The sequence below is a fragment of the Holophagales bacterium genome, assembly GCA_016719485.1.
Lineage (GTDB): Bacteria > Acidobacteriota > Thermoanaerobaculia > UBA5066 > UBA5066 > UBA5066.
In genome coordinates, this window is record JADJZB010000029.1 from 141,870 (window position 1) to 164,346 (window position 22,477).

The 22,477-nt window shown below is 70.3% G+C and carries 17 protein-coding genes; 5 read left to right on the forward strand and 12 right to left on the reverse strand.

Annotated elements, in window-relative coordinates:
- Positions 1-21: 21 nt before the first annotated feature.
- The 8 genes from IPN03_20790 to IPN03_20825 all read right to left on the reverse strand — a co-directional run bounded on the left by IPN03_20790 (position 22) and on the right by IPN03_20825 (position 9,835).
- Positions 22-1,014 carry a ketoacyl-ACP synthase III gene (locus tag IPN03_20790; GenBank protein ID MBK9376088.1) on the reverse strand — a complete coding sequence of 331 codons (993 nt, stop codon included), beginning with the start codon at positions 1,012-1,014 and terminating at the stop codon, positions 22-24.
- Between the two features lie 11 nt (positions 1,015-1,025).
- A complete protein-coding gene (fabG, locus tag IPN03_20795) occupies positions 1,026-1,808 on the reverse strand; it encodes a 3-oxoacyl-ACP reductase FabG (protein MBK9376089.1) in 783 nt (260 codons plus the stop codon).
- A 119-nt stretch (positions 1,809-1,927) separates the two neighbouring features.
- Positions 1,928-4,720: a TonB-dependent receptor gene (locus IPN03_20800; GenBank protein ID MBK9376090.1), complete on the reverse strand. Its 2,793-nt coding sequence runs from the start codon at positions 4,718-4,720 to the stop codon at positions 1,928-1,930.
- 286 nt (positions 4,721-5,006) lie between these two features.
- Positions 5,007-6,869 (reverse strand): tetratricopeptide repeat protein, encoded by a 1,863-nt coding sequence (locus tag IPN03_20805; GenBank protein MBK9376091.1) that lies wholly within the window; start codon positions 6,867-6,869, stop codon positions 5,007-5,009.
- A complete protein-coding gene (locus IPN03_20810) occupies positions 6,866-7,744 on the reverse strand; it encodes a 3-hydroxybutyryl-CoA dehydrogenase (protein MBK9376092.1) in 879 nt (292 codons plus the stop codon). Before IPN03_20810 ends, IPN03_20805 begins: the two co-directional genes overlap by 4 nt.
- Positions 7,745-7,796: 52 nt before the next feature.
- Positions 7,797-8,717: a polymer-forming cytoskeletal protein gene (locus IPN03_20815; GenBank protein MBK9376093.1), complete on the reverse strand. Its 921-nt coding sequence runs from the start codon at positions 8,715-8,717 to the stop codon at positions 7,797-7,799.
- A gap of 13 nt (positions 8,718-8,730) precedes the next feature.
- A complete protein-coding gene (locus IPN03_20820) occupies positions 8,731-9,240 on the reverse strand; it encodes a hypothetical protein (GenBank protein ID MBK9376094.1) in 510 nt (169 codons plus the stop codon).
- Positions 9,241-9,253: 13 nt separating this feature from the next.
- Positions 9,254-9,835: a sigma-70 family RNA polymerase sigma factor gene (locus tag IPN03_20825; GenBank protein ID MBK9376095.1), complete on the reverse strand. Its 582-nt coding sequence runs from the start codon at positions 9,833-9,835 to the stop codon at positions 9,254-9,256.
- A gap of 131 nt (positions 9,836-9,966) precedes the next feature.
- Between IPN03_20825 and IPN03_20830 the strand changes: the two genes are divergently transcribed.
- Complete coding sequence (locus IPN03_20830) at positions 9,967-11,103, forward strand: hypothetical protein (protein MBK9376096.1); 1,137 nt, start codon at positions 9,967-9,969, stop codon at positions 11,101-11,103.
- A 391-nt stretch (positions 11,104-11,494) separates the two neighbouring features.
- On the opposite strand, the gene IPN03_20835 is transcribed toward IPN03_20830, so the two are convergent.
- Positions 11,495-13,549: a M13 family metallopeptidase gene (locus IPN03_20835; protein ID MBK9376097.1), complete on the reverse strand. Its 2,055-nt coding sequence runs from the start codon at positions 13,547-13,549 to the stop codon at positions 11,495-11,497.
- 96 nt (positions 13,550-13,645) lie between these two features.
- Between IPN03_20835 and IPN03_20840 the strand changes: the two genes are divergently transcribed.
- Complete coding sequence (locus IPN03_20840; protein MBK9376098.1) at positions 13,646-14,392, forward strand: ABC transporter ATP-binding protein; 747 nt, start codon at positions 13,646-13,648, stop codon at positions 14,390-14,392.
- Positions 14,389-16,044, forward strand: coding sequence for a hypothetical protein (locus tag IPN03_20845; GenBank protein MBK9376099.1), 1,656 nt, complete (start codon positions 14,389-14,391; stop codon positions 16,042-16,044). The genes IPN03_20840 and IPN03_20845 overlap by 4 nt, the downstream gene beginning before the upstream one ends.
- A 4-nt stretch (positions 16,045-16,048) precedes the next feature.
- On the opposite strand, the gene IPN03_20850 is transcribed toward IPN03_20845, so the two are convergent.
- Positions 16,049-16,963 carry a D-glycerate dehydrogenase gene (locus IPN03_20850; GenBank protein ID MBK9376100.1) on the reverse strand — a complete coding sequence of 305 codons (915 nt, stop codon included), beginning with the start codon at positions 16,961-16,963 and terminating at the stop codon, positions 16,049-16,051.
- 95 nt (positions 16,964-17,058) lie between these two features.
- Here IPN03_20850 and IPN03_20855 point away from each other — a divergent pair, with 95 nt between their 5' ends.
- Positions 17,059-19,488, forward strand: coding sequence for a SpoIIE family protein phosphatase (locus IPN03_20855; protein ID MBK9376101.1), 2,430 nt, complete (start codon positions 17,059-17,061; stop codon positions 19,486-19,488).
- 34 nt (positions 19,489-19,522) lie between these two features.
- Here the strand turns inward: IPN03_20855 and IPN03_20860 are convergent, their stop codons facing one another.
- Together IPN03_20860 and IPN03_20865 are read right to left on the reverse strand one after the other, a co-directional pair.
- Positions 19,523-20,437 (reverse strand): formamidopyrimidine-DNA glycosylase, encoded by a 915-nt coding sequence (locus tag IPN03_20860; GenBank protein ID MBK9376102.1) that lies wholly within the window; start codon positions 20,435-20,437, stop codon positions 19,523-19,525.
- A 1-nt stretch (position 20,438) separates the two neighbouring features.
- A complete protein-coding gene (locus IPN03_20865; GenBank protein MBK9376103.1) occupies positions 20,439-21,350 on the reverse strand; it encodes a hypothetical protein in 912 nt (303 codons plus the stop codon).
- Between the two features lie 121 nt (positions 21,351-21,471).
- On the opposite strand from IPN03_20865, the gene IPN03_20870 reads away from it, so the two are divergent.
- The gene (locus tag IPN03_20870) at positions 21,472-22,476 is read left to right on the forward strand and encodes an aldo/keto reductase (protein ID MBK9376104.1); all 1,005 of its coding nucleotides are present in this window, start codon (positions 21,472-21,474) and stop codon (positions 22,474-22,476) included.
- Position 22,477: the final 1 nt, after the last annotated feature.

Consider the following 22,477-nt stretch of genomic DNA (forward strand, 5'->3'; position numbering starts at 1 on the left):
CCGAGCCGCGGTCGGCGGGCTTCAGGTCATCCGGAACGCGACGCCGGCCTGGTTGTACCCGACGCCGGAGCCGATCATGACGACGAGGTCGCCCTTTTTCACCTTCCCCAGCTCGAGGGCGTCGTCGAGCGCCATCGGGATGCAGGCCGAGCCGGTGTAGCCCCACTTCTCCATGATCGTGTGGGCCTTCTCGACCGGGATCCCGAGGTCTTCCATGACGAGGTCGATGGAGGGCTTGCGCACCTGGGTGAAGATGATCTGGTCGACGTCGGAGAAGCTGAAGCCGCCCTCCTTCGCGAGCCGCCTCGCGAGGCGGGGCCACCCCTCGTGGTTGATCTCGGGCGGGTAGCGCTCGGCCATCTTCACCTTCGTCCGGCCGGACGCCACGTTCTCCGCCGTCGTCGGCTCGGCCGTGCCTCCCGCGAAGATGGCCCAGTGCTTGGCGTATTCGCCGCCGGCCTGCATCGCGGCGTTGATGAACCCGGGCTCGTCGCCCGCCGTCAGGATCGCCGCGCCGGCGCCGTCGCCGTAGAAGAAGACCATCGGATCGTTCGGGTCGGCGAGCTTGTGCATCAGGTAGACGCCGACGACGAGGACGTTCTTCAGCGCGGGATTCGTCGCGATGAGGCCGGCTGCCGCGGCGAGGCCGGTGGGGAACGACGCGCAGGCGCAGCCGACGTCGAACGTCCCTGCGTTCTTCGCGCCGAGCTTGTGCTGGAGGACGACCGACGTCGCCGGAGTGACGTAGTCGGGCGAGTCGGTGCCGAGGATGATCAGGTCGACGTCCTCCGGAACGAGGCCGGCCCTCTCGATCGCCTGCTGCGCCGCGGGAAGCGCCACGTCGGACGTGGCCCACTCCTCCGGCGCGTAAAAGCGGGTCCGGATCCCGCTCGACGCCTCCATCTTGTCGACGAAGTCGGGAAACTGCGGCCAACGCGCCTTCAGGGCCGCGTTCGGAACCTCGATCGGCGGCACGAACCGCCCGGTCGAGACGATGCGCGCGAAGCGAGCCATCGTCCCTCCTCCTACGTCCCCGTGACGAGGCCGCCGTCGACGGAGAGGACGGTGCCGTGAACGAACGTCGCCTGGTCGGACGCGAGCCAGACGTAGGCGTTCGCGATGTCGTCGGGCTCGCCCATGCGGCCGATCGGCGTGTGGGCCACCATCCCCTCGAGGACCTTCGCGGGCATCGCCTTGAGGATCTCGGTCGCGACGAAACCGGGGCAGACCGCGTTCACGCGGATCCTGAACTTCCCCAGCTCGCGCGCCCAGGTCTTCGTCATGCCGATGACGCCGGCTTTGGTGGCGACGTAGTTCGTCTGTCCGAAGTTGCCGTAGAGGCCGACGACGGAGGAGGCGTTGAGGATGACGCCGCCGCCCGCCGCGATCATGTGCGGCGTCACGGCACGGGTGCAGAGGAAGACTCCCTTGAGGTTGACGCCGAGAACGGCGTCCCACTGCTCGTCGGTCATCGTGGCGACGACGGCGCCGTCCTTGTACTTGACGAGCTGGGCGTCCCGGACGATTCCCGCGTTGTTGACGAGGACGTCGACGCGCCCCCATCTATCGATCACCGCGGCGACGGCCGCCGCGACCGACGCGGTGTCGGCGACGTTCACCTTCGCGGCGAACGCGTCGGGCGCCCCCGCGGCCTTCAGCTCCCCGGCGAGGGGCGCCGCGTCCGCGACGTCCCAGGCGGCGACCTTCGCCCCTTCCTTGGCGAAGCGCAGGGCCGTGGCCCGGCCGATTCCGGCGGCGGCGCCGGTGACGATCACGGTGCGTCCCGCGAGTCCTGTCTCGATGCTCATGATGGAACCTCTCCTTCCGCCGGCCCGAAGGCCGCGGTCCTCGCCCCGCAGGCCGCGGGGCGGAAAGTCCGGCGGGCCCCAGAGCCCGCCCGCCGGACGCATGACGAGGGCTGTGGACCCTAGAAGGCGAACCTCACGCCGACCTGGATCTCGCGGGACGGAAGCGTCGCGCTCGGCTTGCCGAAGTTCGGGTTCGCCCTCGCGACCGCCGCAGGGTTGGCGATCGTCGGGCCGGAGAGAAACTCCGCCCCGTCGATCGAGGAGACGTCGTAGTTCGTCGTGTTGAAGAGGTTGAAACCCTCGACGATCAGCTCGAGGCTGCCGGCCGAGCCCAGGGTAAAGGCCTTCGCGAGGCGCAGGTCGAAGCTGCGGTAGAGGGGGCCGTCCACCCCGAAGCGATCGACGCCGGGCATCCGGTCGCTCGCCTTGCCGTCGCCGTTGTAGTCGTAGCCGTAGCGGCGGGTCCAGGGCTGCCCGGTCCCGTAGTTGAAGATCGGCGCGAGGGTGAGCTGCCACGGAAGGCGGAAGACGCCGGAGACGACGAAACGCATCCGCTCCGCCGAGCGGGCACGGCCGTACTCGTTCTCGAGATCCGCCGGATCGCTCGGGTACCCCGTCGGGAACTCGGGGCTGAAGTCGTCGTTGCGGTTGTACTTGCTCGCGAAGGTGACGGAGCCCATGACGAGGTGGCCGCCCTTGAGGTTTCCGTTCAGGGAGAAGGTGAGCGCCTTGTAGTCGGACTCGCCGTCGTTGGAGTAGACGTTCACCTGGTTGTACTGCTTCAGCGGGCGGGTCGGGTTCGCGTTCCCGTTCCAGTTGACGTCGTGGACGATGAGCTCCTTGTCGCCCTTCACCCAGACGCCCTCGACGTCGAGGTAGAGGCCGGTCTGCCAGAGCCGGGAGGTCAGGCCCGCGCTGAACTGGCTCGCTTCCGGGGCGACGACCGTGTCGTCGAGAAGCGTGATGTCGATCGGGAGCGGAATGCCCGTCGTCGTCGGGTTGTTCGGGTCGAGGGCGAAGGCCGGGAGGCCGTAGAGGAGGCCGTTCACGCGCGTGTAGAGCTTGCGGCCGGTCTCGCCGTTCTGCTGCAGCTCGGTGAAGGACGGGACGAGGAGGTTGCGGCCGACGAAGAGACCCCAGCCGGCTCGTCCGACGAACTGCCCGGTCTTCGTGACGTCCCAGGAGAGGCCGATGCGCGGCTGGAAGTTGTTCGTGTCCCTCTCGCGGGGCTCGGTAACGAGCGCGTGCGTGAAGCCGGTGTTGTTCCCGTTGGTGTCGATGTCGTAGCGGAGGCCGAGGCTCACCGTCAGGTTCGACATCGGCCGCCAGTCGTCCTGGACGAAGGCCGCGATCCGGTCCGTCGTGACCGTCACGTCGCTGGAGCCGACACCGTAGCCGTAGGCGATCGGAAGGGCCTTCGTGTCGGTGGCCCAGAGGAAGAGGCCCGTCGCGTACGTGTCGATGATCGAGCGGTCCTTGACGTGCTGCCAGCCGGCGCCGACCTTGACGTCGTGCGTGCCGCTCCTGCCGGTGAGGTGGAAGTAGAGCGTGTCCCGGATCTCGAACTGGTCTCCCTCGCCGAGGAGGTCGCCGAGGATGTTGCCGCCGGTCTTGAGCGTGATGCCGTTGGAGAACCAGTCGGCGACGGCATCGGAGTTCGTCGGCTCGAAGTACTTCCGGCTGCCGTACTGGGCGCGGAGCTCGTTCGTGGTGGAGGCTCCGAGGACCGCGGTGTGGCCCGCGGTGAAGTTGTAGTTGTCGCGCTGGAGCTCCTGCCCGTAGGAAGCGTCCTGGACGCCCCCGACGCGGAAGTTCTCGAGGCGGTACCGCTCGTAGTCGGCCTTGAGGAGCAGCGACTGCGATTCGGTGAGGCCGTGCGTGATCGAGCCGAAGGCGAGGATCTGGTCGGTGGGCACCTCGAGGTCGGCGGCCAGGCCCACGAAGGCGCCCTGGGGCCGGAAGAGCGTGGGCCTCACCTCGTCGACGTACTCGCCCGACAGGAAAAAGTGGGTCCTGTCCTTCACGATCGGTCCGCCGAGCGAAAGCCCGTACTGGCCGCGTCGGAAGTCGACGCTGGAATCCTGCTCGAGAGCTCCCTGCGCACGCATGGACGCGTCGCGGTAGTACGCGAAGAGCGAGCCCTTGACCTCGTTCGTGCCGGTCTTCGTGAGGACCGTCAGGGCTCCACCGGCCGATCCGCCGACCTCGGCGTCGAACCGGGAGTTGACGACGCGGAACTCCGCGATGGCGTCCTGGGAGACGCGTGTCTTGGCGAGCCCGAGGGCGGGGTCGGTGTAGTCGACGCCGTCGACGAGGATCGTCGACTGGCTGGCGTTGCCACCCGAGCCGATGACCGGACCGCCGGTGACGAAGCGGAACTCGCCCCGTTCCCGCTGGACGCCGGGAGCGATGAAGGCGAGCTTCTCGAACTCGCGGTTGGCCACCGGCAGGGCCTTGATCTGCTCCGGGATGATGTTCGTGGAGGAGTCGATCTTGTAGACGTCGACGAGGGGGGCCTCGCCGATCACGGTCACCGACTCGGCGATCGCCTTCGCGCGGAGGACGACCTTGACCCTGGCCGTCTGGCCGATCCGGAGCGTCAGCGCCTGCTCCACCGGCTCGAAGCCCTGGAGGGCAACCCGAGCGGTGTAGCCCGCCGCCGGAGGGACGGCCGGGAAGCGCGCCGCACCGGTCGTCGAGGTCACGGACGTGCGGGCGAAGCCGGTCTCGGCGCGCTTGAGCTCGACCGAGACGCCGGGAAGGGCGACGCCCGTCTCGTCGACGACGGCGATCTCCACGGTCGCGTCGGCGGTCTGCGCCGACGCGGTCTCGGCCCACTGCAGCGCCGGCAGGAGCAGGGCCCCGAAGAGGGCGACGGCACGCAGGAAGGGGGTTCGGGTCAGCCTCGTCATCTCGTTCCTCCCGGGCGACTTCGCGCCCTCAGTCAGAAAAGCCTCAATCCGCAAGGCGAGAACGACGGGACGCGAAGACCTCCGGGCACCGCTCTCTCGAGAAGTGTCGCCGGATCCCGTCCGCGAATCCCGCTCATCAAAATACCGAACACTCGGTATGTTTTCTCCGACGCGATTCTGGGAAGACCCCATGAGGCCTGTCAAGGGAAATCGGAGAGGGAATCGGAGACGGACGAGAGTGGCGCTGAGCGGGGCCGCCACGCCTGTCCACCGGCGACTCGTGGCCTCAGCCCGACCGACTCTTGCGCCGCCCCGGGCGGCTCGAGACCTTCTCGGTCAGCTGCAGGTTCCGCCGGATCTGCTCGAGCATCCGGGCTTCCAGCCCACCGTGCCGTTCGGTCGACCGCCCTCCCCGGCGTTTGGCACGGTCGAAGGCCTTGCGCGCCGCCCTGGCGTCGCCGACGGCGAGGTACGCGAGCCCGAGGTGGGCGAGGCCGGTCGGGGTCTCCCCCAGCTCGGCGGCGCGGGACAGGCACTCCACCGCGCGGGTGAATTCCTTGCGCTTGTAGTGCACCCAGCCCTTGGCCGCCAGGGGGAACTGCCTCATGTCGCGGGGCGAGAGGCGCAGGGCCCTCTCGGCGTCCTCGAGCGCCTCGTCCAGCTGCTCTCCCATCTCGGCGCGGGCCGCGGCCCGCTGGAAGTAGCCGATGGAGCGCGCGTAGTTCGACGTGACGACCTCGAGCATCTCCCCCGCCACCTGCGTTCCTTCCCGGAACTTACCTTCCGCGCGGAGCGCTTCGAGAAGAGTTGCCCAGGCGGCCGCGGCGACCGGCTCTTCGGGCTTGAGTGCGAGGACACGGCGCGTCGTTGCCACCGCCTCGACCGTCCGCCCGACGGCGGAGCAGACGAGCGCGAAGGCGATCTGGAGGGTCGGGTTCTCGGGGTCTGCCTTCATCGCCCTCCGGTAGAGGGCGAGCGCCTTCTGCGGGTCTCTCGAGGCCAGCGCGGCTGCCCGCCCGGCCCTTTCGGCGGCCGCGCCGGTCAGCCCACGAAGCATTCCGGCTCCGGCAGGACCGAGGAGCTTCCTGGCTTCCTGCAGCTCGATCCGGTTCGGGTTCAGCTCGAGAGCCGCCTGGAACCGCTCGGCCGCCTTCTGGGTCCACCCCCGGTCGAGGTAGCAGAGTCCGAGCTGGAACAGGCCGTCCTCGTCGTCCGGGTCGAGCTTGACCGCCCGCTGGAGCGCGTCGATGGCGTCCCTCAGGCGGCCCCGCTCGTAGGCGATCGTCCCGAGAAGGGAGAGCGCCTGCGCGTTCTCCTCGATCTGGACCGCCCGCTTCAGGAGCGCCTCGGCCTTTGCCAGCTGGCCCGCGCCGGCGTGGATCGCTCCGAGCGCGAAGGCCGGAAGGAACGCATCCGGCCTGAGGGCGATCGCCCGCTTGAGGAAATCGACGGCCTTCTCCGGGCGCCCCATGTCGTTCTCGAGGACGCCCGAGTAGACGAGGGCCTCGAAGTGCTGCGGCCGACGCTCCAGGACGAGCTTCAGTGCCGGCGCCGCCTTGCCCGCCTCTCCGTCGTTGAACCAGCTCTCGCCCAGGAAGAAGGCCAGCTCCGCATTCCGGCGATCGAGCTTCCACGCATCTTCCAGGATCGCCATCGCCTTGTCGGGATCGAGCGCGAAGAAGGCGAGCTCGGCCTCCCCGAGGAGGTCGGCGAGCCTCTCGCGGCCGGCCCCCTTGTGCTCGGCGAGAATCCGCTCCTTGCGTTCGAGGAAGCGCTCGCGCTTCTCGAGGACGGTCATGTGCTGGTCGACGCGCCCTTCCCAGAGCTCGACGAACTCCTGCTCGACGAGAAGCCCCTTCCGCTCGAGGAGGTCCTTGAGGGCGAGGAGGCCCGTCTGGATGACGAAGCCGTTCTTCTCCTGCCGGTGGAACCCTTCGAGGAGGGCCTTCAGCGTCTCGGCACTCCGCTTGACGATCTCCTCGAGGACGGAGACGCGCTCGAGGAGGTGCTCGTCGAGGGAGATCCCCTCTCCCGAAGGTCCCTCGTCGTACGTCTCGCTCGACCCGGAGACGACGAGGAGCTTGTTCTGGCACTTCCGGCAGAACTCCTGGTCGAGGTCGTTCGCCGCACCGCAGACCTGGCAGATCAAGCCGGGACCTTCTCCCCGCCAGGTCCCGCGTAGCGGTAGAACCCGCGCCCGGCCTTCTTGCCGATCCAGCCGGCGTCGACCATCTGGACGAGGAGAGGGCACGGGCGGTACTTGTCGTCCCCGAGGCCGCGGTGCAGGACCCTCAGGATCGCCAGGCAGGTATCGAGGCCGATGAAGTCGGCGAGCGTGAGCGGCCCCATCGGGTGGTTCATCCCGAGCTTCATGATGGTGTCGACGGCCTCGGGCGTGGCCACGCCTTCGTGCACGGCGAAGACCGCCTCGTTGATCAACGGCATGAGGACCCGGTTCGAGACGAAGCCGGGAAAGTCGCGGCACTCCACCGGGACCTTGCCCATCTCCTTCGCGGCGGCGACGACGGCCGCCGCGGTCTCGTCCGACGTCGCGATGCCGCGGATCACCTCGACGAGCTGCATGACCGGGACCGGGTTCATGAAGTGCATCCCGATGACGTTCCCGGGGCGCTTCGTCGCGGCCGCGAGGCGCGTGATCGAGATCGACGACGTGTTCGAGGCCAGGATGGCCTCCGGCTTCAGGATCGCGTCGAGGCGGGCGTAGAGATCGCGCTTGACCCTCTCGTCCTCGACGATCGCCTCGACGACGAGGTCGGCCTGGGCGAAGTCGGCGACGTCGCCGGACGGGACGATCCGCGCGAGGGCCGCATCGGCGGCCTCGGACCCGACCTTCCCCTTCTCCACCTGGCGCGCGAGGTTCTTCCGGACGACGGCGAGCCCCTTGCCGGCCAGGTCCGCGGAGACGTCCGCCAGGACGACGTCCTTGCCCGCGAGCGCGGCGACGTGGGCGATTCCCGCCCCCATCTGACCCGCTCCGATGACTCCGATGCGCGCGATCGGCATGTCGACTCCTCATCCGGTCCGCGTCGGAGGCGGCACCGGGCGCCGAAGCGTATCAGGGGGAGGAGAGCCCCTCAAAAACCGGCTTCAACGCATCTCTGCGCGTCACGGCGACGAGCGAGGCGCCGATGCCGAGGAGCGACGCGACCGCCCAGACGAACGGCCCTGCGACCGGAACGAGCGAGAGAACGCCGAGGAGCGTGAGTCCGACCGCGAGCGCCGCCGGGTCGCCGAAGAACGGGCTCCCCCGTGTCGCTCCGCGCGTGAGGCGCCGACCGAGGGCCACGAAGACCGCCGCGAGGCCGAACGCCTTGGCGGATCCCAGGATCGCCAGAAGGAGTGCCGAGAGAACGAGGCCCGCCGTCGCCGGCAGGACGAGGAGAAGGAACGCCGAGACCAGCAGCGACGACAGGACCCCTGCGGCGCCGATGGCCGCCATCGTCGCCAGGCGCCGTGGCAGGGACCCGGCGGCGGCCGAGACGGGGCGGGGAGCGAAGCGAATGAGGACGAGACCGACGACGAGCCAGAGACCGAGGAGGACGAGCCGGAACGCGAGGAGGAGCCCGCTCGCCGGCCTCGCCGCCAGCGGCGAGGTCTGGAGCTCTGCTGCGAAAGCCGCCTCCAGCTCGCCGATGGTGAGGACACGACCTCCGACGGCCCGGCGGGGGTCGTCGGCGGACCGAACGACTCCCCCGACCGCGAGGAGGTCGCCCCGGACCTGGGCTCCGGACTCGAGAACGACGTCTCCGCCGAAAGCGATGACGTCCTTCTCCACCCTGCCCGCCACCCGGACGGTCCCGCCGATGGCCACGAGAGTCCCCGCGAGGACGCCTTCCACCACCGCGTCCCGGCCCAGGACGACGAGATCGCCCCCGTGGACCTCCCCGACCCTGACCACGGACGCCTTCTGCGCCCACGCCTGCGAGGAGGCGGCGAGGAGTGCGACGCTGACGAGGAGCAGAAGCCGCCGGGCCATCTCTGGCCCCGGCTCAGCCCTGGCGGGGGGCGACGGCGGACGCTGGTCGCCGAAGGCGGACGAGCGCCATCCCGAGTGAGAGAGCCGTCCCGACAGCCACCGCGCCAATGAGAGCGACGGCGCTCCGGGGCACTTCCTGCGCCGCGCGCCCGGTTCCCTCGGCCAGAAGGGGCAGTGCCGCGACGAGAGTTGCCGCGGGCCGGCCGAAAGCAACGGCCACGAGCTCGGCCCAGACCGTGAACGCCGTCCCGGGGCCGAGGCTCCAGAGGGGCGTCAAGGCCAGTCCGAGACTCCCGGCCAGGAGCCCGAGGCCGATTCCGGCCGGCAGCCTCCAGTACGCAGCCCGGGAAACCTCCCAGGGCGCGAACGGCCGACGATCCAGGACGCGCGAGGCGAAATCGGCCGGGAGCTCATCCCCTTGCGGGACCGTAACCAGCTCGTCCAGAAGAACTTCGAGCCGCCGGTCGCGTTCGAGTTCGCCCGGGGCCGGGGCGGAGTCGGTGTGGATCGCGTTTGTCGTCATCGTCCCGATCTCTCTATACGGTGCCTTTCGGCAAAAGATCTCGAAGGGCCTGCCGGGCCCGGAAGAGCTTGTTCTTGACCGTGCCGAGGGGCATCCCCTTCAGCTCGGCAATCTCCTCGTACGCCAGCTCCCCGTGGTGCCTGAGGCTGATCAGCTCCCGGTAGTCGTCCGGTAGACGTTCGATGGCCAGGTCGAGCGCTTCCCTGAGCCGGGTCCTGGAAAGCTCCTCGAGAGGATCGGGCTTGCCGTCCACCGGGTCGATCTTCCGCCCGTCGGACTCTTCGTCCGCCGGAAGCTGGAGCGGTATCGCCCGGATCCTCCGCCGGCGAAGGTGGTCGATCGAGGCGTTGCCCGCGATCCGGAAGGCCCAGGTCGAAAAGCGGTACCGCGGGTCGTACGAGTCGAGGGCCGAATAGATCTTGAAGAAGACCTCCTGGGTCACGTCGCGGGCGTCCTCGGGATCGCAGAGGTACCGCGAGACGAACCGGAAAAGACGCAGCTTGTAGCGGTCGACGAGAACCGCGAACAGCTCTTCCTCTCCCGCGAGGATGCGGGCGACGAGATCGCCGTCGGAGACCACCCCTTCAGAATCCACGTGACGATCCTGCCACAGCGCGCAAAGAGCCTCCGAGCAAGGGGAATGACGCGGCGAGGCCCGATCCCACGCGGAATGTTCGTGCGTGAGCCCCGCCCGGGATCGTGCACTCCGGTGCGGAAGGTGATTGCATGAAACAGCACACGATCCTCCCGGTCCTCCTCCTCTCCCTCACTGCGTCCTTCGCCGCGCCGGCCTCCGCGCAGACGTACCCGACCGTGGACGTGGCGACCGCCCCCGCCAGCCCGGCGCCGGGCGACTCCGTCGTCCTGAAGCTCTCGGGGCTGTGGCCCGACGGGTGCATTCCCGAGGCCGCGCGCACGAGCCTGGTGCAGGAGGGCACGCTCCTCAGCGTCACGTTCAACTACTCGGGCTACTCCGCGTCCTGCACTGCGGTCATCACTCCCTGGAGCCTCGACGTTTCCGCCGGCGACCTCGCCGCCGGGAGCTACACGGTCGAGGTGATGCGCACCCGAACCCTCATGCCGGTGGAGAAGATCGGGGAAGGTGCCTTCACCGTGGCCCCGCTTCCCGAGGTGACGGTCTGGCTCCCTGGCTTCTCCGCGCCCGGTGCCACGTACTCCCTCGCGAGCACGCTGACCGCATTCAACAACACCGACAGCGTTGCGGCGGTCACGTACGTCGGGGCGTGGGACGCGCTCGGCGAGCACGAGACACCGGATCCGGTCACGCTCGAGTCCCATTCCTCCGGCATCCTCGATTCCCGCTCGCTGCGCTCGGGCCAGGCCGTCCAGATGCTCTCCCTGCGCGCCCCGCGCCGCGTCGCCCTGCGCGCCACCCTCGAGCGGCTCGAGACGGTTCCCGAAGGGCTTCCGAAGGTCCCCGAGTCGCTCGGCCGCGTGGAGCTGCCCGTCTTCACCGAGCTCTTTCCCGCCGGTTCGACGGCCGTCGCCGGCGACGTCTCTCTCTCGGCGCTCGAGTGCGCGAGCGGCCCCGAAGCGCGCCGCCGCGTGAACCTCACCCTCTTCAACGCCGGAACCGAAGCCGCGACGTTCCACGTGTCCGCGCTCCGCATGCTCGGCGGTCCCGGCGGCAGCAGCCCGGAGCAGGAGTACACGGTTCCGGCGCAGTCCCTCGTCCAGTTCAACGCCCTGTCGCTGGAGGGCCTTCCCGTCTGCGAGGCCGGCGGCGCCTGGTTCCAGATCACGGGCGACCAGCCGTTCCTCGCCTACGTCTCCACCGTTCGCCCCGAGAACCTCCCCGGCGTCCTGCCGTACGAGATCTTCCCGGCGCGCGCCGACCGCTGACGCGTCCGCGCGGCGCTCATCGCCGCTGATCCTCTTCTCCCCGAACGGGGGCTGGCCGGGCCGGCCCCCGTTTCCGTTGCGCGGCCGGCACGCGAGCGAGGAGGAGACCGAACCCCGCCCGGCCGCAGCGGACTCGGAAGCGGGTCGGGCGCGCGCAGCGGCGGCCGTGAGACGTACCGCCAATCCCGCGGCCCCCTGCCGAAGCGACGTGACGGCGAAGCGGATTCTTCCGGCCCTCCGGCGCTCCCGGCCCACCGGTCCTCCAGCTTCTCCGGCGTCAGAGCATCGGAACGGACGCGGACCCGCACGCCCGGAGGCGTGGGACGGGGCGCGGAGGAGCACTTGCCTCCGCTCCCTGTCCAGACTCAATCCCGGTGTCGCGAATGCGCCCCTACCAGATGCTCGGCCGCTCGGCCTCGGGCATCACCATCGGGCCGGCTCCCGCGCAGCCGAAGGCGGCGTGGAACTCGGGGAGGGCCGAGAGCGGGCCCAGGACGCGGAAACGTCCGGGGCTGTGGGAATCGGTGTTGAGCCGGACCCGGAGCGCCTCGTCGCGGATGTTGTTGCGCCAGACGGCGGCGTAGTTGAGGAAGAAGCGCTGGGCGGGGGTGTACCCCTCGACCTTCTCCGCGGCGTTGGGGTCCTTGCCGAGCGCCTTGCGAAGCGCCTCGTACGAGACCTTCAGGCCGCCGAGGTCGGAGACGTTCTCGCCGAGCGTCATCTTCCCGTTGATCGCCTGGTCGGCGAGCGGCCTGTACGCGTCGAACTGCTTCACGACGAGGGCGGTCCGCGCGTCGTACGCCTTCCGGTCCTCTTCGGTCCACCAGTTCTTCAGGTTCCCGTCGGCATCGTAGCGGCTGCCGGAGTCGTCGAAGCCGTGCGTCATCTCGTGCCCGATGACGACGCCGATGCCGCCGTAGTTGACGGCGTCGTCGCCGTCGGCCCAGAAGAACGGCGGCTGCAGGATGCCGGCCGGGAAGACGATCTCGTTCATCGTCGCGCTGTAGTAGGCGTTGACGGTCGGGGGTGTCATCCCCCACTCGGTCCGGTCGATCGGCTTGCCGAGCTTGCCGAGGTTGCGCTTCACCTCGAAGGCGTTCGCGGCGACGACGTTGTCGAAGTAGGACGCGCGGGAGACCTCGAGAGCCGTGTAGTCACGCCACCTGTCGGGGTAGCCGATCTTCACGCCGAACGCGGCGAGCTTCTTCTGCGCCGCCTTCTTCGTCTCGGCGCCCATCCAGGGGGCCGCTTCGATCCGGTCCTTCAGCGAGGCTCGCAGGTTCTCCACCAGGATCTTCATCCGCTCCTTCGACTTCGCCGAGAAGGCTCTCTCGACGTAGATCTGACCGAGCGCTTCTCCGAGGGCACCGTCGGTGGCGGCCTGGACCCGCTTCCAGCGCTCCTCCTGCTCCGGGACGCCGTTCAGCGTCCGGCCGAAGAAGGCGAACGCTTCCTCGTCGAACCGCTTCGGAAGATAAGAGGCCGAGACGCGCACGAGGTGCCACCGGAAGTAGGCCTTCCAGGAATCGAGCGGCTCGGAGGCGGCCATCGCCGCGAACGCCTTCGCAAACTCGGGCTGCCTCACGTTCAGGTCCTGGCTCTCGGAAACGCCCATCGCGACGAGGTAGGCCTTCCAGTCGTAGCCGGGGGCGGCTTCCACGAGCTGCGCCACCGTCCGCTTGTTGTAGTTCTTTTCGGGGTCGCGCAGCTCGACGCGCGTGCGTGCGGCCATCGCGAGCTTCGTCTCGAGATTCATCACGACGGCGGCCTTCGCCTTCGCGGCGTCGGCCGGCTCGCCGAGGAGCTCGAGCATCTTCGCCACATGGGCGACGTACTTCTCGCGGATCTCCTTCGACTTGGCGTCGTCCTTGACGTAGTAGTCCCGGTCGGGCAGGCCCAGGCCTCCCTGGCCGATCATCGGGATGGTGCGGGTGGTCTCCTTCTGGTCCTGGGAGACGAAGAAGCCGTAGCCGGCCATCAGACGCCGGCCGTGCAGCTCGGCGACGAGCTTCGGCAGGTCGGCGGCCGACTTCACGCCGTCGATCTTCGCGAGCCACGGCGCGAGCGGTTTCGTCCCCGCCTTCTCGATGGCGGCCTCGTCCATCCCCGCGGCGAAGAAGTCGCCCACCTTCTGCTTCACGCTCCCCTTCGGCCAATCGGCCTTCGCGGAGGTCTCCTCCAGGATCGACTTCAGGACGGCCCGGTTCCGGTCGGCCAGCTCCTCGAAGGAGCCCCATCGCGACTTGTCGGCCGGGATCGGATTCGCCTTCAGCCAGCCGCCGACGGCATGCTGGTAGAAGTCCTCGCACGGCTTCACGGTCGGGTCGAACGTCGCCGGATCGACGGGCTTCAGAGCCGGAGCAGCTGCCGGGGCCGACGGTCCGGCCGCGACGGCGGACATCGTGAAGGCGAGGGCGAGGATCATCAGAAGGGACGTCGAGCGCATCGGTCCTCCTTGCTGCCCCGAGAGTACGCGACGGTGCGGCCCCGGGGTTTCGTCCTGGACGCGACGCCCCCCCGACGGCTCCCGTAGGATGGAGCGATGTCCAACGGGCCCACCGCCCTCGCGTTTTCGGCGGCCTCCAAGAGCTACGGCGACGTCCTCGCCCTCTCCGGCCTGACGCTCGAGGTCCCGCCCGGCGTCGTCTTCGCCCTCGTCGGGCCGAACGGCGCGGGCAAGACGACGACGATCGGCCTTCTCACCGGGCTCCTCGCTCCGACATCCGGCACGGCGACGATCTTCGGAATCGACGTCGCGGCGCACCCGGTGGAGGCCAAGCGGCTCCTGGGATTCGTCCCCGACCGCCCCTACCTCTGGCCTCGCTGGACCCCGCGCGAGTCGCTCCGTTTCGTCGGGGCGGTCTTCGGGGGGCGCGGCCGCGCCCTCGAGGACCGCATCGAGAGCGAGGTGCGGGCTTTCGGCCTCGACGACGTCGCGGACCGGACGAACGAGACGCTCTCCCACGGCACGCGGCAGAAGGTCGCGCTGGCGCAGGCGTTCCTCCACGACCCCCGGCTCTTCGTCCTCGACGAGCCGATGGTCGGCCTCGACCCGCTCGCCCAGAAGCTCCTCGTCGGCAGGCTCCGGGAGAGGACGTTGCAGGGTGCCGCCGTGCTCCTGACGACCCACCAGCTCTCCCTCGCCGAAGACGTTGCCGACGACGCCGGAGTCCTCGTGAAGGGCCGGCTCGTGGCTCGCGGCGCGCCGCTCGGGATGACGGCCCGCGGCCGGACGGGCCGGCTGTCCGAGCTCTTCTTCGACCTGGCGGCGGACGGCGGGGAGCCGTGAGCGCCGCGCGTGTCGCCCTCGCGACCTCGCTGAAAGCCGCCCTGCGCAGGCTGTCACCTCGCTCGACGTGGGAGGCCGCCGGAGCGCTCTCCGTCGTCGCCGCGGCTCTCGCCCTGGTCCTCGCCGAGTACGCGGGGCTCGCGTTCCTCCTCAGGCTCTCGTCCCGGGGATTCGCCGAGCTGCCGTCGCTCGTCCCGTCGGTCCTCCTCGAGCGCCTCCTCGGGGGCGCCCTTTCCGGCACGGCCGTCCTTCTCCTGCTCGGGTCGCTGACGACGGCCGTGTCGACGCTGTTCCTCTCCGAGGAGCTCGTTTTCCGGATGGCGCTCCCGATCCCGCACGCGCGTCTCCTCCTCCGGCAGACGGCCCTGACGGTCACGCTCTCGGCCGGGCCCGCGCTCTTCCTCGCTCTGCCCGCGTTCGTCCTGGCCGCGCGCCATGCGCCGTCCGCCATCGCGGGCGCCGGCGCCCTGGCCGCCGCGTTCCTCTTCGTCGCGCTGCTGGCAGGGACTCTCGGCTCGGCGCTCGCGCTCGGCGTCGTCGCGCTCTTCCCACCGCGGCGCGCCCGCCTTCTCGCGGCGTTCCTCTCGACCGCGGGGCTCGCCGCCGCGCTGCTCGGAGTCCGTGGCGCCAGGCCCGAGCGGCTCCTCGATCCGGCCGCCGCGCTCGACCTCCTGCTTCGCCTCGGAACGTCGCCGGTGGACGATGCGGGCTGGAACCCGCTCGCCCTCGCCGCGCGCGCTGCGACCAGAGGGCTCCAGGGGGAAGACGCCGGCCTCCTGGTGGCGCTCGCGCTCCTCGCGTCGGCCGTCGTCCTCCTCGTGATCCAGTCCACGATCCTCGCGCCGGTCCACCTGAGGCTCCTTCGCCGGAGCCGCGAGGAGGGCGCACGGACTGCCGGCCGCCGCCCCGACCGGCTCTCCGCCTCCGAGACGGCCGAGCTCCTCCGGGCCGAAGCGCGGACGCTCCTGCGCGACGCGGCCACCCCGGCGCAGCTCGGCACGCTCGCCGCGGTCTTCGTCCTCGACCTCCTGAACCTGCGGCTCCTCCCGTCCGGCGACGCCGCGTCCCGCGACGTCGTCCACGGCCTCCAGGCGGGCCTCGGCCTCTTCCTCGTCTCGGCGCTCGCGCTCCGGTTCGCCTACCCCGCCGTCTCGACCGACGGCCGGGCCGCGCTCCTGCTGCGAACGCTTCCCCACTCCCCCGCCCGCCACCTCGTCGCGCGGTGGGCCGTTCGCGCCGTCCCTTCTCTGGCGGCCGCGCTCCTTCTCGCGATCGTCTCGGCGGCCGTCCTGCGGGCCTCCGGGTTCGCCCTCGCAGCGGCCCTCGCTGCCGCGGCCGTCGGCGGCCTCGCAATTCCTGCCCTCCAGCTCGGCCTCGGGGCCCTCTTCCCGCGCTACGACGCCCCGAACCCTGTCTCCGTCGCCCTCGGTCCGGGAGGCCTCTTCGCGATGACGCTCTCGACGCTCCTCGCCGTCGTGCCGGTCCTCTTCGTGAGTGAAGGGCTCCGGAGCCTCCTCGAGACGCTCCTCGGCGTCCGGCTCGACGCCCGCCTGCTCCTGTCGGCCTGGTGCGCGGCTGCGGCCGCTCTCGCGGCGGGGGCGATGCTCGCCGCCGCGAGGCGCCTGCCACGCGCCGACCTCTCGGCCGGCTGAGCGCTCACGCGACCCGGTACTGCGGCGGATGGCCGCCCAGGACCCGGACGACCTCTTCGCAGGCCGTCCGAGCCATCGCGAGGCGGGTCTCGCGCGTCGCCGAACCGAGGTGTGGGAGGAGGACGACGTTCGCGAGCGTCAGGAGCGCCGGGTGAACCGCCGGCTCCTTCTCGTAGACATCGAGCCCCGCGCCGCCGAGATGACCCGAGACGAGGGCCGCGGCGAGAGCGGCCTCGTCGAGGATCGGCCCGCGGGCGGTGTTGACGAGGATCGCGCCTCGCTTCATCCGCGCCAGCTCGTGGGCGCCGAACCGGCCGCGCGTCTGGGGCGTGAGCGGCGCGTGGATCGTCACGACGTCCGACGCGGCGAGAAGGCGCTCGAAGGCCGCGGGCGGATCGCCTTCCGACGCGGAGACGACACGCATCCCGGACGCCTCCGCGCGACGGGCCACCGCCCGTCCGATCCGGCCGAAGCCGAAGACGCCGAGGGTTCGGCCCTCGAGCGAGAGCCCCATCAGCTCCAGCGGCTTCCAGCCGTCCCACTTCCCGGACCGGATCAGCGCGTCCCCTTCGCGGAAACGCCGGGCCACGGCGAGGATGAGGAGCCACGTCAGGTCGGCGGTCGCCTCGGTCAGGACCCCGGGCGTGTTCGTCACGACCACACCCCGCCTCCGACACGCGTCGAGGTCGACGTTGTCGGTACCGACGGCGCAGTTGGCGACGACCTTCAGGTGCGGCGCGAGGGCGAGGAGGGCCTCGGTCACCTTCTCCCGCGGGGTCGGGATGACGGCGACCGATTCAGGAATGTGCACGGCCGCCTCGGCGTCCCAGCCGCCCGGACGTCCGACGACGACCTCGAAGCCCGCCAGGATCTCGCCCGTGGAGGGCTCGGGGAGGGGCTGCGACACGAAGACTTTCACCCGGACAGGTTACCGCCACCTGAAAGGTACGATCCCGCCTCGCATGGAGCAGCTCTGGCGAACTTTTGCCGCTCCCCGTCCGTAGATAGCGGGACATGAAGGCGACACGCGCCCTTGCCCTTGGCGTACTCGGGGCTTTGTTCATCGCGCTGGTCCTGCCTCGCTTCGAGGCGGCACAGCCGCGGGGCCTCTCCGTTACCCGGCCCCGGGCCGTCGGGATCGCCGACGCCGAAGCCCGCCGCCTCGGCATTCCGGTGGACAGGGCGTTCCGGACGGAGACGTGGGAAGAGAACCCCCTTCTCGAGCAGGAGCTCTCCAGGGACACGGCCGCCCGCCGCCGCCTCACGACGGACGCCGTCGTCGGTCCCCGCCTCGGAGGCTTCCGCGTCACCTACTTCCGGCCGGGGCTCGAGAAGTTCCCGGAGTTCGGTTACGTCGTCGTCGGGCTTCGCGGCGAGATCCTCGGGGCCCGGCTCCGCGCCCGCGCCGAGGAGAAGGGGGCGCAGCCCGCCATCGAAGACCTGCGCCCGGCCGCCGACCGCTTCGCCGCGTCCAGGTCTTTTCCGGGAGCGCCCCGTCCCGCATTCGACAGCGCGCGGCCGAACGTCCTCAGAGAGAGGACCGACCACACCTTCCGCTATCGCGTACCGCACGCGGGCCCGCCCGAGACCGTCTCGTTCTTCCTGAACGTCTACTTCGTCGGGGACCGCCTGACGGGCTGGGATCTGTACGAGGAGTACAGCGACGGGCGCGCCTTCCGGTACGAGCTGGGCGGAAGCATCGTCACCACCCTGCTGAGGTTCGTCTCCGTCTTCGGCCTCCTCTTTCTCCTCCTCGGGATCTTCCTGAAGAAATACCACGCCGGGGAGGTGGGAGTCGGGACCGGAGCCTGGCTCTTCGGCGGCCAGCTCCTCCTCCTGCTGCTCGTCGACGTGGCGCTCTACCGGGCCCAGGGCTACGGGGTCGGCTTCGGCGGCACGGACGCTTTCCAGACGGCGGCGGCGCAGGCCGCGTTTCGGTTCCTCTTCTTCGACGTGCCGCTGGCGACGCTGGTCTTCCTCTCGTGGTCGGTGGGCGAGAGCTACGCCCGCGAGCGGTGGGGCGACCGCCTCGCGTCGTTCGACGCGCTCCTCCGGAGAGATCCGTTCAATGCGACGGTCGGAGGCTCGCTCCTCACCGGACTCCTCCTCTCGCCCGCGGTCGCCGCGTCCGCGCTCGTCCCGTTCCTGCCGTCGATCGCCCTCGGGAAGGCGGTTCCCGTTCTCGGCGACCTCTCGAGCCTCGTCCTGTCGTCCGAGGTCGGTCCGGCGACGGCGGTCCTGGTGGCGCTGGGCAGCGCGATTCCCGTCGCCGTCGTGGCGATCCTCTTCGCCCTTTCGGCGTTCCACCGCCGCCGGTTCCTCCTGCTCGGCTTCGTCGCTTCCGCCGTCATCGGATCGGTCCTGGCCATCGGACCCGCGCCGGTCGGCCCCGAGGTCCTCAGGTTCCTCCTCGGCTTCGGCGCTCCGCTCGCGGCCGCAGCGGTCTTCATCGCCTCCGACCTCCTCGCCTCGGCCGTGTCGCTGTTCGGTGCGACGCTCCTCCTCGGCCTCCTTCCCCTCCTGCGCTCCTTCGAGGGGCCGGCGCTCCACGGCGCAGCCGCGGCCCTCCTCGTGCCCCTGCTCGTCCTTCTCCTCCTCGCGGTGGCGGGGCTCGTCACGAGGCGGACCGTGGAGTACCGCTACGAGGACCTGGCCCCCCACGTGAAGCGGATCGTCGAACGCGAGCGCGTGAAGGCCGAGATCGACGCCGCGAACCGCATCCAGGCGGCCCTCCTCCCGCCGAGCGACCCGAAGCTGCCGGGAGTCGTCGTCGCGTCTCACTACCGGGCCGCCACGGAGATCGGGGGCGATTACTTCGACTTCATCCCGCTCTCCGAAGGACGGCTCGGCCTCGCCTTCGGCGACGTCTCGGGCCACGGCCTCACGAGCGGCATCGTGATGGCGATGGCGAAGTCGGCCCTCCTGGTCCAGACCGGGCACGACCCCTCGCCCGTGCGCGTCATGGAGGTCCTGAACGACACGGTGAGGAAGACGGCGCCGAAGCGGATGCTGATGACGTTCTTCTTCGGCGTCCTCGACCCGCCCACCGGCACGCTCCGCTACTGCTCCGCCGGGCACCTCGACCCGTACGTCGTCCGCGCGGGGGGCGGGGCGGTCGAACCCCTCTCCGCCTGGGGATTCCCGCTCGGCGTGAAGCGGCGCGAGCCGTTCGTCGAGCACGTGGCGCAGCTCCACCCCGGCGACCGGCTCGTCCTCTACAGCGACGGTCTCATCGAGGCGCTCGACGACGACGGCGAGCCGTTCGGCTTCACCCGCTTCGAGGACGTCCTGCGCGACGCGGCCCGCGACGGCGCCGGCGAGATCCGCCACTCGCTCCTGGCGGCCGTCAAGCGGTTCACGCGCAACCGCCCGCCGGAGGACGACCAGACCCTCGTCGTCCTCTCGCTCGGCGCCGGTCAGGCCGCCGGAGAAGCGGCGGCCTGAGGACCGCGAGCGCCCCGGCCGCCGGGGCTCGCCGTCACGGCTCGCGCCGGGCCGCTCTCGCTTCCTCGAGCTCCTCGGGCGTTCTCGGCCAGTCGTCCTTCAGGAGGCGCGAGAGCGCGCGGTCGGCGAGGAGCCTGCCGCCCGTCTGGCACGCGGCACAGTAGTTCGCCTCGTTGGCGGCGTAGACGAGCCGCTGCACCGGGTCTCCGCACACGGGGCACGGCCGGCCGTACTTGCCGTGGACGGCGAAGTCCGGGCGGAAGGCTGTGACCTTCTCGGGGAACCGGTCCCCCGCTTCCTCGCGGAGCTTCCCGAGCCACGACTTCAGCGTCGATCGCGTCGCCTCGAAGAGTCTCGCCACCTCGTCGTCGCGCATCTTCTGCGTCAGCGCGAACGGGGAGATCCCCGCCGCGTGCAGGATCTCGTCCGAGTACGCGTTCCCGATGCCGCTGAAGAGGCGCGGGTCGGTCAGCGCTCTCTTGACGGTGTGGCTCTCGGAGCGCAGGGCCGCTGCAAACGAGGCGGTGTCGGCCTCGAGCGGCTCGATCCCCCCGCGCGAGAGGGCCAGGAGCTCCTCCTCGGTCGCGACGACGTGCAGCGCCGCCCTTTTCTTCGGGCTCGCCTCCGTCAGGAGAAGCGTGGCTGCCTGCACGTCGAAGGCGGCGAGCCCCACCTTCTTCGGCACGGGCGCCTGCACGGCGTCCTTCCAGTGGAAACGCCCCGCGATCATCAGGTGGACCGCGAGGAACGGCCCGCCTTCGAGCTCGAAGACGACCCGCTTGCCGAGCCTGCGGAATCCGCGGATCACCTTTCCCTCGGCGGACGAGAGCGGCGGAGAGACCGTCCGGAGGAGGAATGGCGAGGCGAGGCGGACCCTATCGAGCGTCCGCCCTGCGAGCCTCCGGGTCAGGTGCTCGACGTAGAGCGCGACGTCGGGGAGCTCGGGCACGTCACCTCGGCACTTTCGTCAGGACGAAGTAGATGATCGCGTGTGCGAAGCCTGCCCAGATCAGGGCGAACGCGAGAATGCCCCACGGCCTCTTCTCGGAGTGCGCCACCATCGCCGCTCCTCCCCCGGGGAGGAGCCTCACGATGACCGACTTGCCGCGGTGCTTGGGCACCAGGCCCCCCTTCGCGGCGTCCCAGAGCCCGATGGCGGTGACCGTCTCTCCGGGCGCGATCACTTTCTCCGTCAGCGTGCAGGCCGAGAAGTCCGCCGCGGTGGACACCTTCATCCGCATGTCTTTTCGCACCGAACCGTCGTCGTCGGACATGGCGTCGTCCATCGTCGAGAGCATCGCGCCGATCTTCGTGATTCCCATCTCCGTGAACTCGGTCGATCCGACGTAGCGGATCGCCCGGTCGAAATCGCCCGGGTCCTTCATCTCCTTCTCGGGGAATTCGCTCAGGAGGCTGAAGCCGAGGAGGTGGACGCCCCCCCGGTTCGATCGGATCACCGAGGGAGCGAGGGCGAATCCGGCGAGCGTGGAACCGCCGGGGCGCTCGTGGCCCTTGGAATCGACCGTGGACGGGTTCTTCGCGTCGTACTCGTAGGCGACGCAGGGCCGTCCGCTGAACGGCGCCTCCAGCGGCGCGCCGAGCGGCTCGATCGGGCCCCAGACCGCCTCCTCCTTCCCGTCCTCGAGGGGAAGGCCCTGCTCGGCCCGCTTCAGCGCGCCCGCGTCGCCCGAGCCGAAGATCACCGCCTTCAGCTGGGAGACGACCATGACGAGGCCGAGCGCCCCGAAGCCCGCGAGGATGAGCGCCGGCACGGTCTCGACCTTTCCCCAGAGGAGGTAGAGGTAGCCCCCGAAGAGGCCGAGAAGGACGACGGCGGCGATGGCGCAACCCTTCTTGATCATGGCTTCTCCCTCTCGTCGCGCCGGGCGGCGCTCGCATTCCTCGATTCACCTGGATGTTGGCGGCGGAGTCTACCCGCTCGGCATACTCTTTCGCATGCGGCCGCCGCCGCGGGAGGACGCCATGGAATACCGAAACCTCGGACGCTCGGGCCTGAAGGTCTCCCCCCTCTGCCTCGGGACGATGATGCTCGGCCGCTGGGGAAACACCGACGAGACCGCGTGCGTGAGGATGGTCCACCGCGCGCTCGACGCGGGGATCAACTTCGTCGACACCTCGAACAACTACGGCGAGGGCTCGTCGGAGGAGATCGTCGGGAAGGCGCTCGCGGGACGTCGGAACCAGGCCGTCCTCGCGACGAAGGTCTGGTCGCGGATGGGCCCGGGCGCGAACGAGCAGGGGCTCTCCCGCAAGGCGATCCAGGAGCAGGTGGAAGCGAGCCTGCGACGGCTCGGGACCGACGTCATCGACCTCTACCAGATCCACCGTCCCGACCGGACGACGCCGTGGGAGGAGACGCTCGCGACCCTGACGGATCTGGTGCGCCAGGGAAAGGTGAGGTACGTCGGCTGCTCGACGAGCCACGCATCCGATCCCGGCATCAGCCCCTGGACCGTACGCCTCGAAGCCTGGGAGCTCGTGGAAACGCTCTGGCTCTCGGAGAGGCACGGGTGGGAGCGGTGGATCTCTCTCCAGCCTCCCTACTCGATCCTCCGCCGGACGATGGAGGTCGACCACTTCCCGGTCACGCAGCGTTTCGGCCTCGGCAACCTCGTCTGGAGCCCGCTCGAAGGGGGCTGGCTGACCGGCAAGTACCGCAAGGGGCAGGCGAATCCCCTCGACACGCCCCGGGCCGTCAAGTGGGTTGGAGACCTCGGCAACCCGAAGTTCGCGCGGAGGATCGAGGTCGTCGAGGAGCTGTTACGGCTCGTGGAGGAGAAGGGAACGTCGCTCGCGCGCTTTGCGCTGAAGTGGACGCTCCGGAACCCTGCGGTCACGTCGACGATCATCGGACCGCGGACGCTGGATCAGCTCGAGGACGCGATCGCCTCGCTCGGCGTCGTCGTCTCGGACGAGGACACGGCGCGCGTCGACGCGCTCGTCCCGCCGGGGACGAGCGCGCTCTAGA

Bases quoted from the DNA above. Each gene is read 5' to 3' on its own strand.
- IPN03_20790 (MBK9376088.1), bottom strand. From the start codon at position 1,014: ATGGCTCGCTTCGCGCGCATCGTCTCGACCGGGCGGTTCGTGCCGCCG.
- fabG (MBK9376089.1), bottom strand. From the start codon at position 1,808: ATGAGCATCGAGACAGGACTCGCGGGACGCACCGTGATCGTCACCGGC.
- IPN03_20800 (MBK9376090.1), bottom strand. From the start codon at position 4,720: ATGACGAGGCTGACCCGAACCCCCTTCCTGCGTGCCGTCGCCCTCTTC.
- IPN03_20810 (MBK9376092.1), bottom strand. From the start codon at position 7,744: ATGCCGATCGCGCGCATCGGAGTCATCGGAGCGGGTCAGATGGGGGCG.
- IPN03_20815 (MBK9376093.1), bottom strand. From the start codon at position 8,717: ATGGCCCGGCGGCTTCTGCTCCTCGTCAGCGTCGCACTCCTCGCCGCC.
- IPN03_20820 (MBK9376094.1), bottom strand. From the start codon at position 9,240: ATGACGACAAACGCGATCCACACCGACTCCGCCCCGGCCCCGGGCGAA.
- IPN03_20830 (MBK9376096.1), top strand. From the start codon at position 9,967: ATGAAACAGCACACGATCCTCCCGGTCCTCCTCCTCTCCCTCACTGCG.
- IPN03_20835 (MBK9376097.1), bottom strand. From the start codon at position 13,549: ATGCGCTCGACGTCCCTTCTGATGATCCTCGCCCTCGCCTTCACGATG.
- IPN03_20840 (MBK9376098.1), top strand. From the start codon at position 13,646: ATGTCCAACGGGCCCACCGCCCTCGCGTTTTCGGCGGCCTCCAAGAGC.
- IPN03_20855 (MBK9376101.1), top strand. From the start codon at position 17,059: ATGAAGGCGACACGCGCCCTTGCCCTTGGCGTACTCGGGGCTTTGTTC.
- IPN03_20865 (MBK9376103.1), bottom strand. From the start codon at position 21,350: ATGATCAAGAAGGGTTGCGCCATCGCCGCCGTCGTCCTTCTCGGCCTC.
- IPN03_20870 (MBK9376104.1), top strand. From the start codon at position 21,472: ATGGAATACCGAAACCTCGGACGCTCGGGCCTGAAGGTCTCCCCCCTC.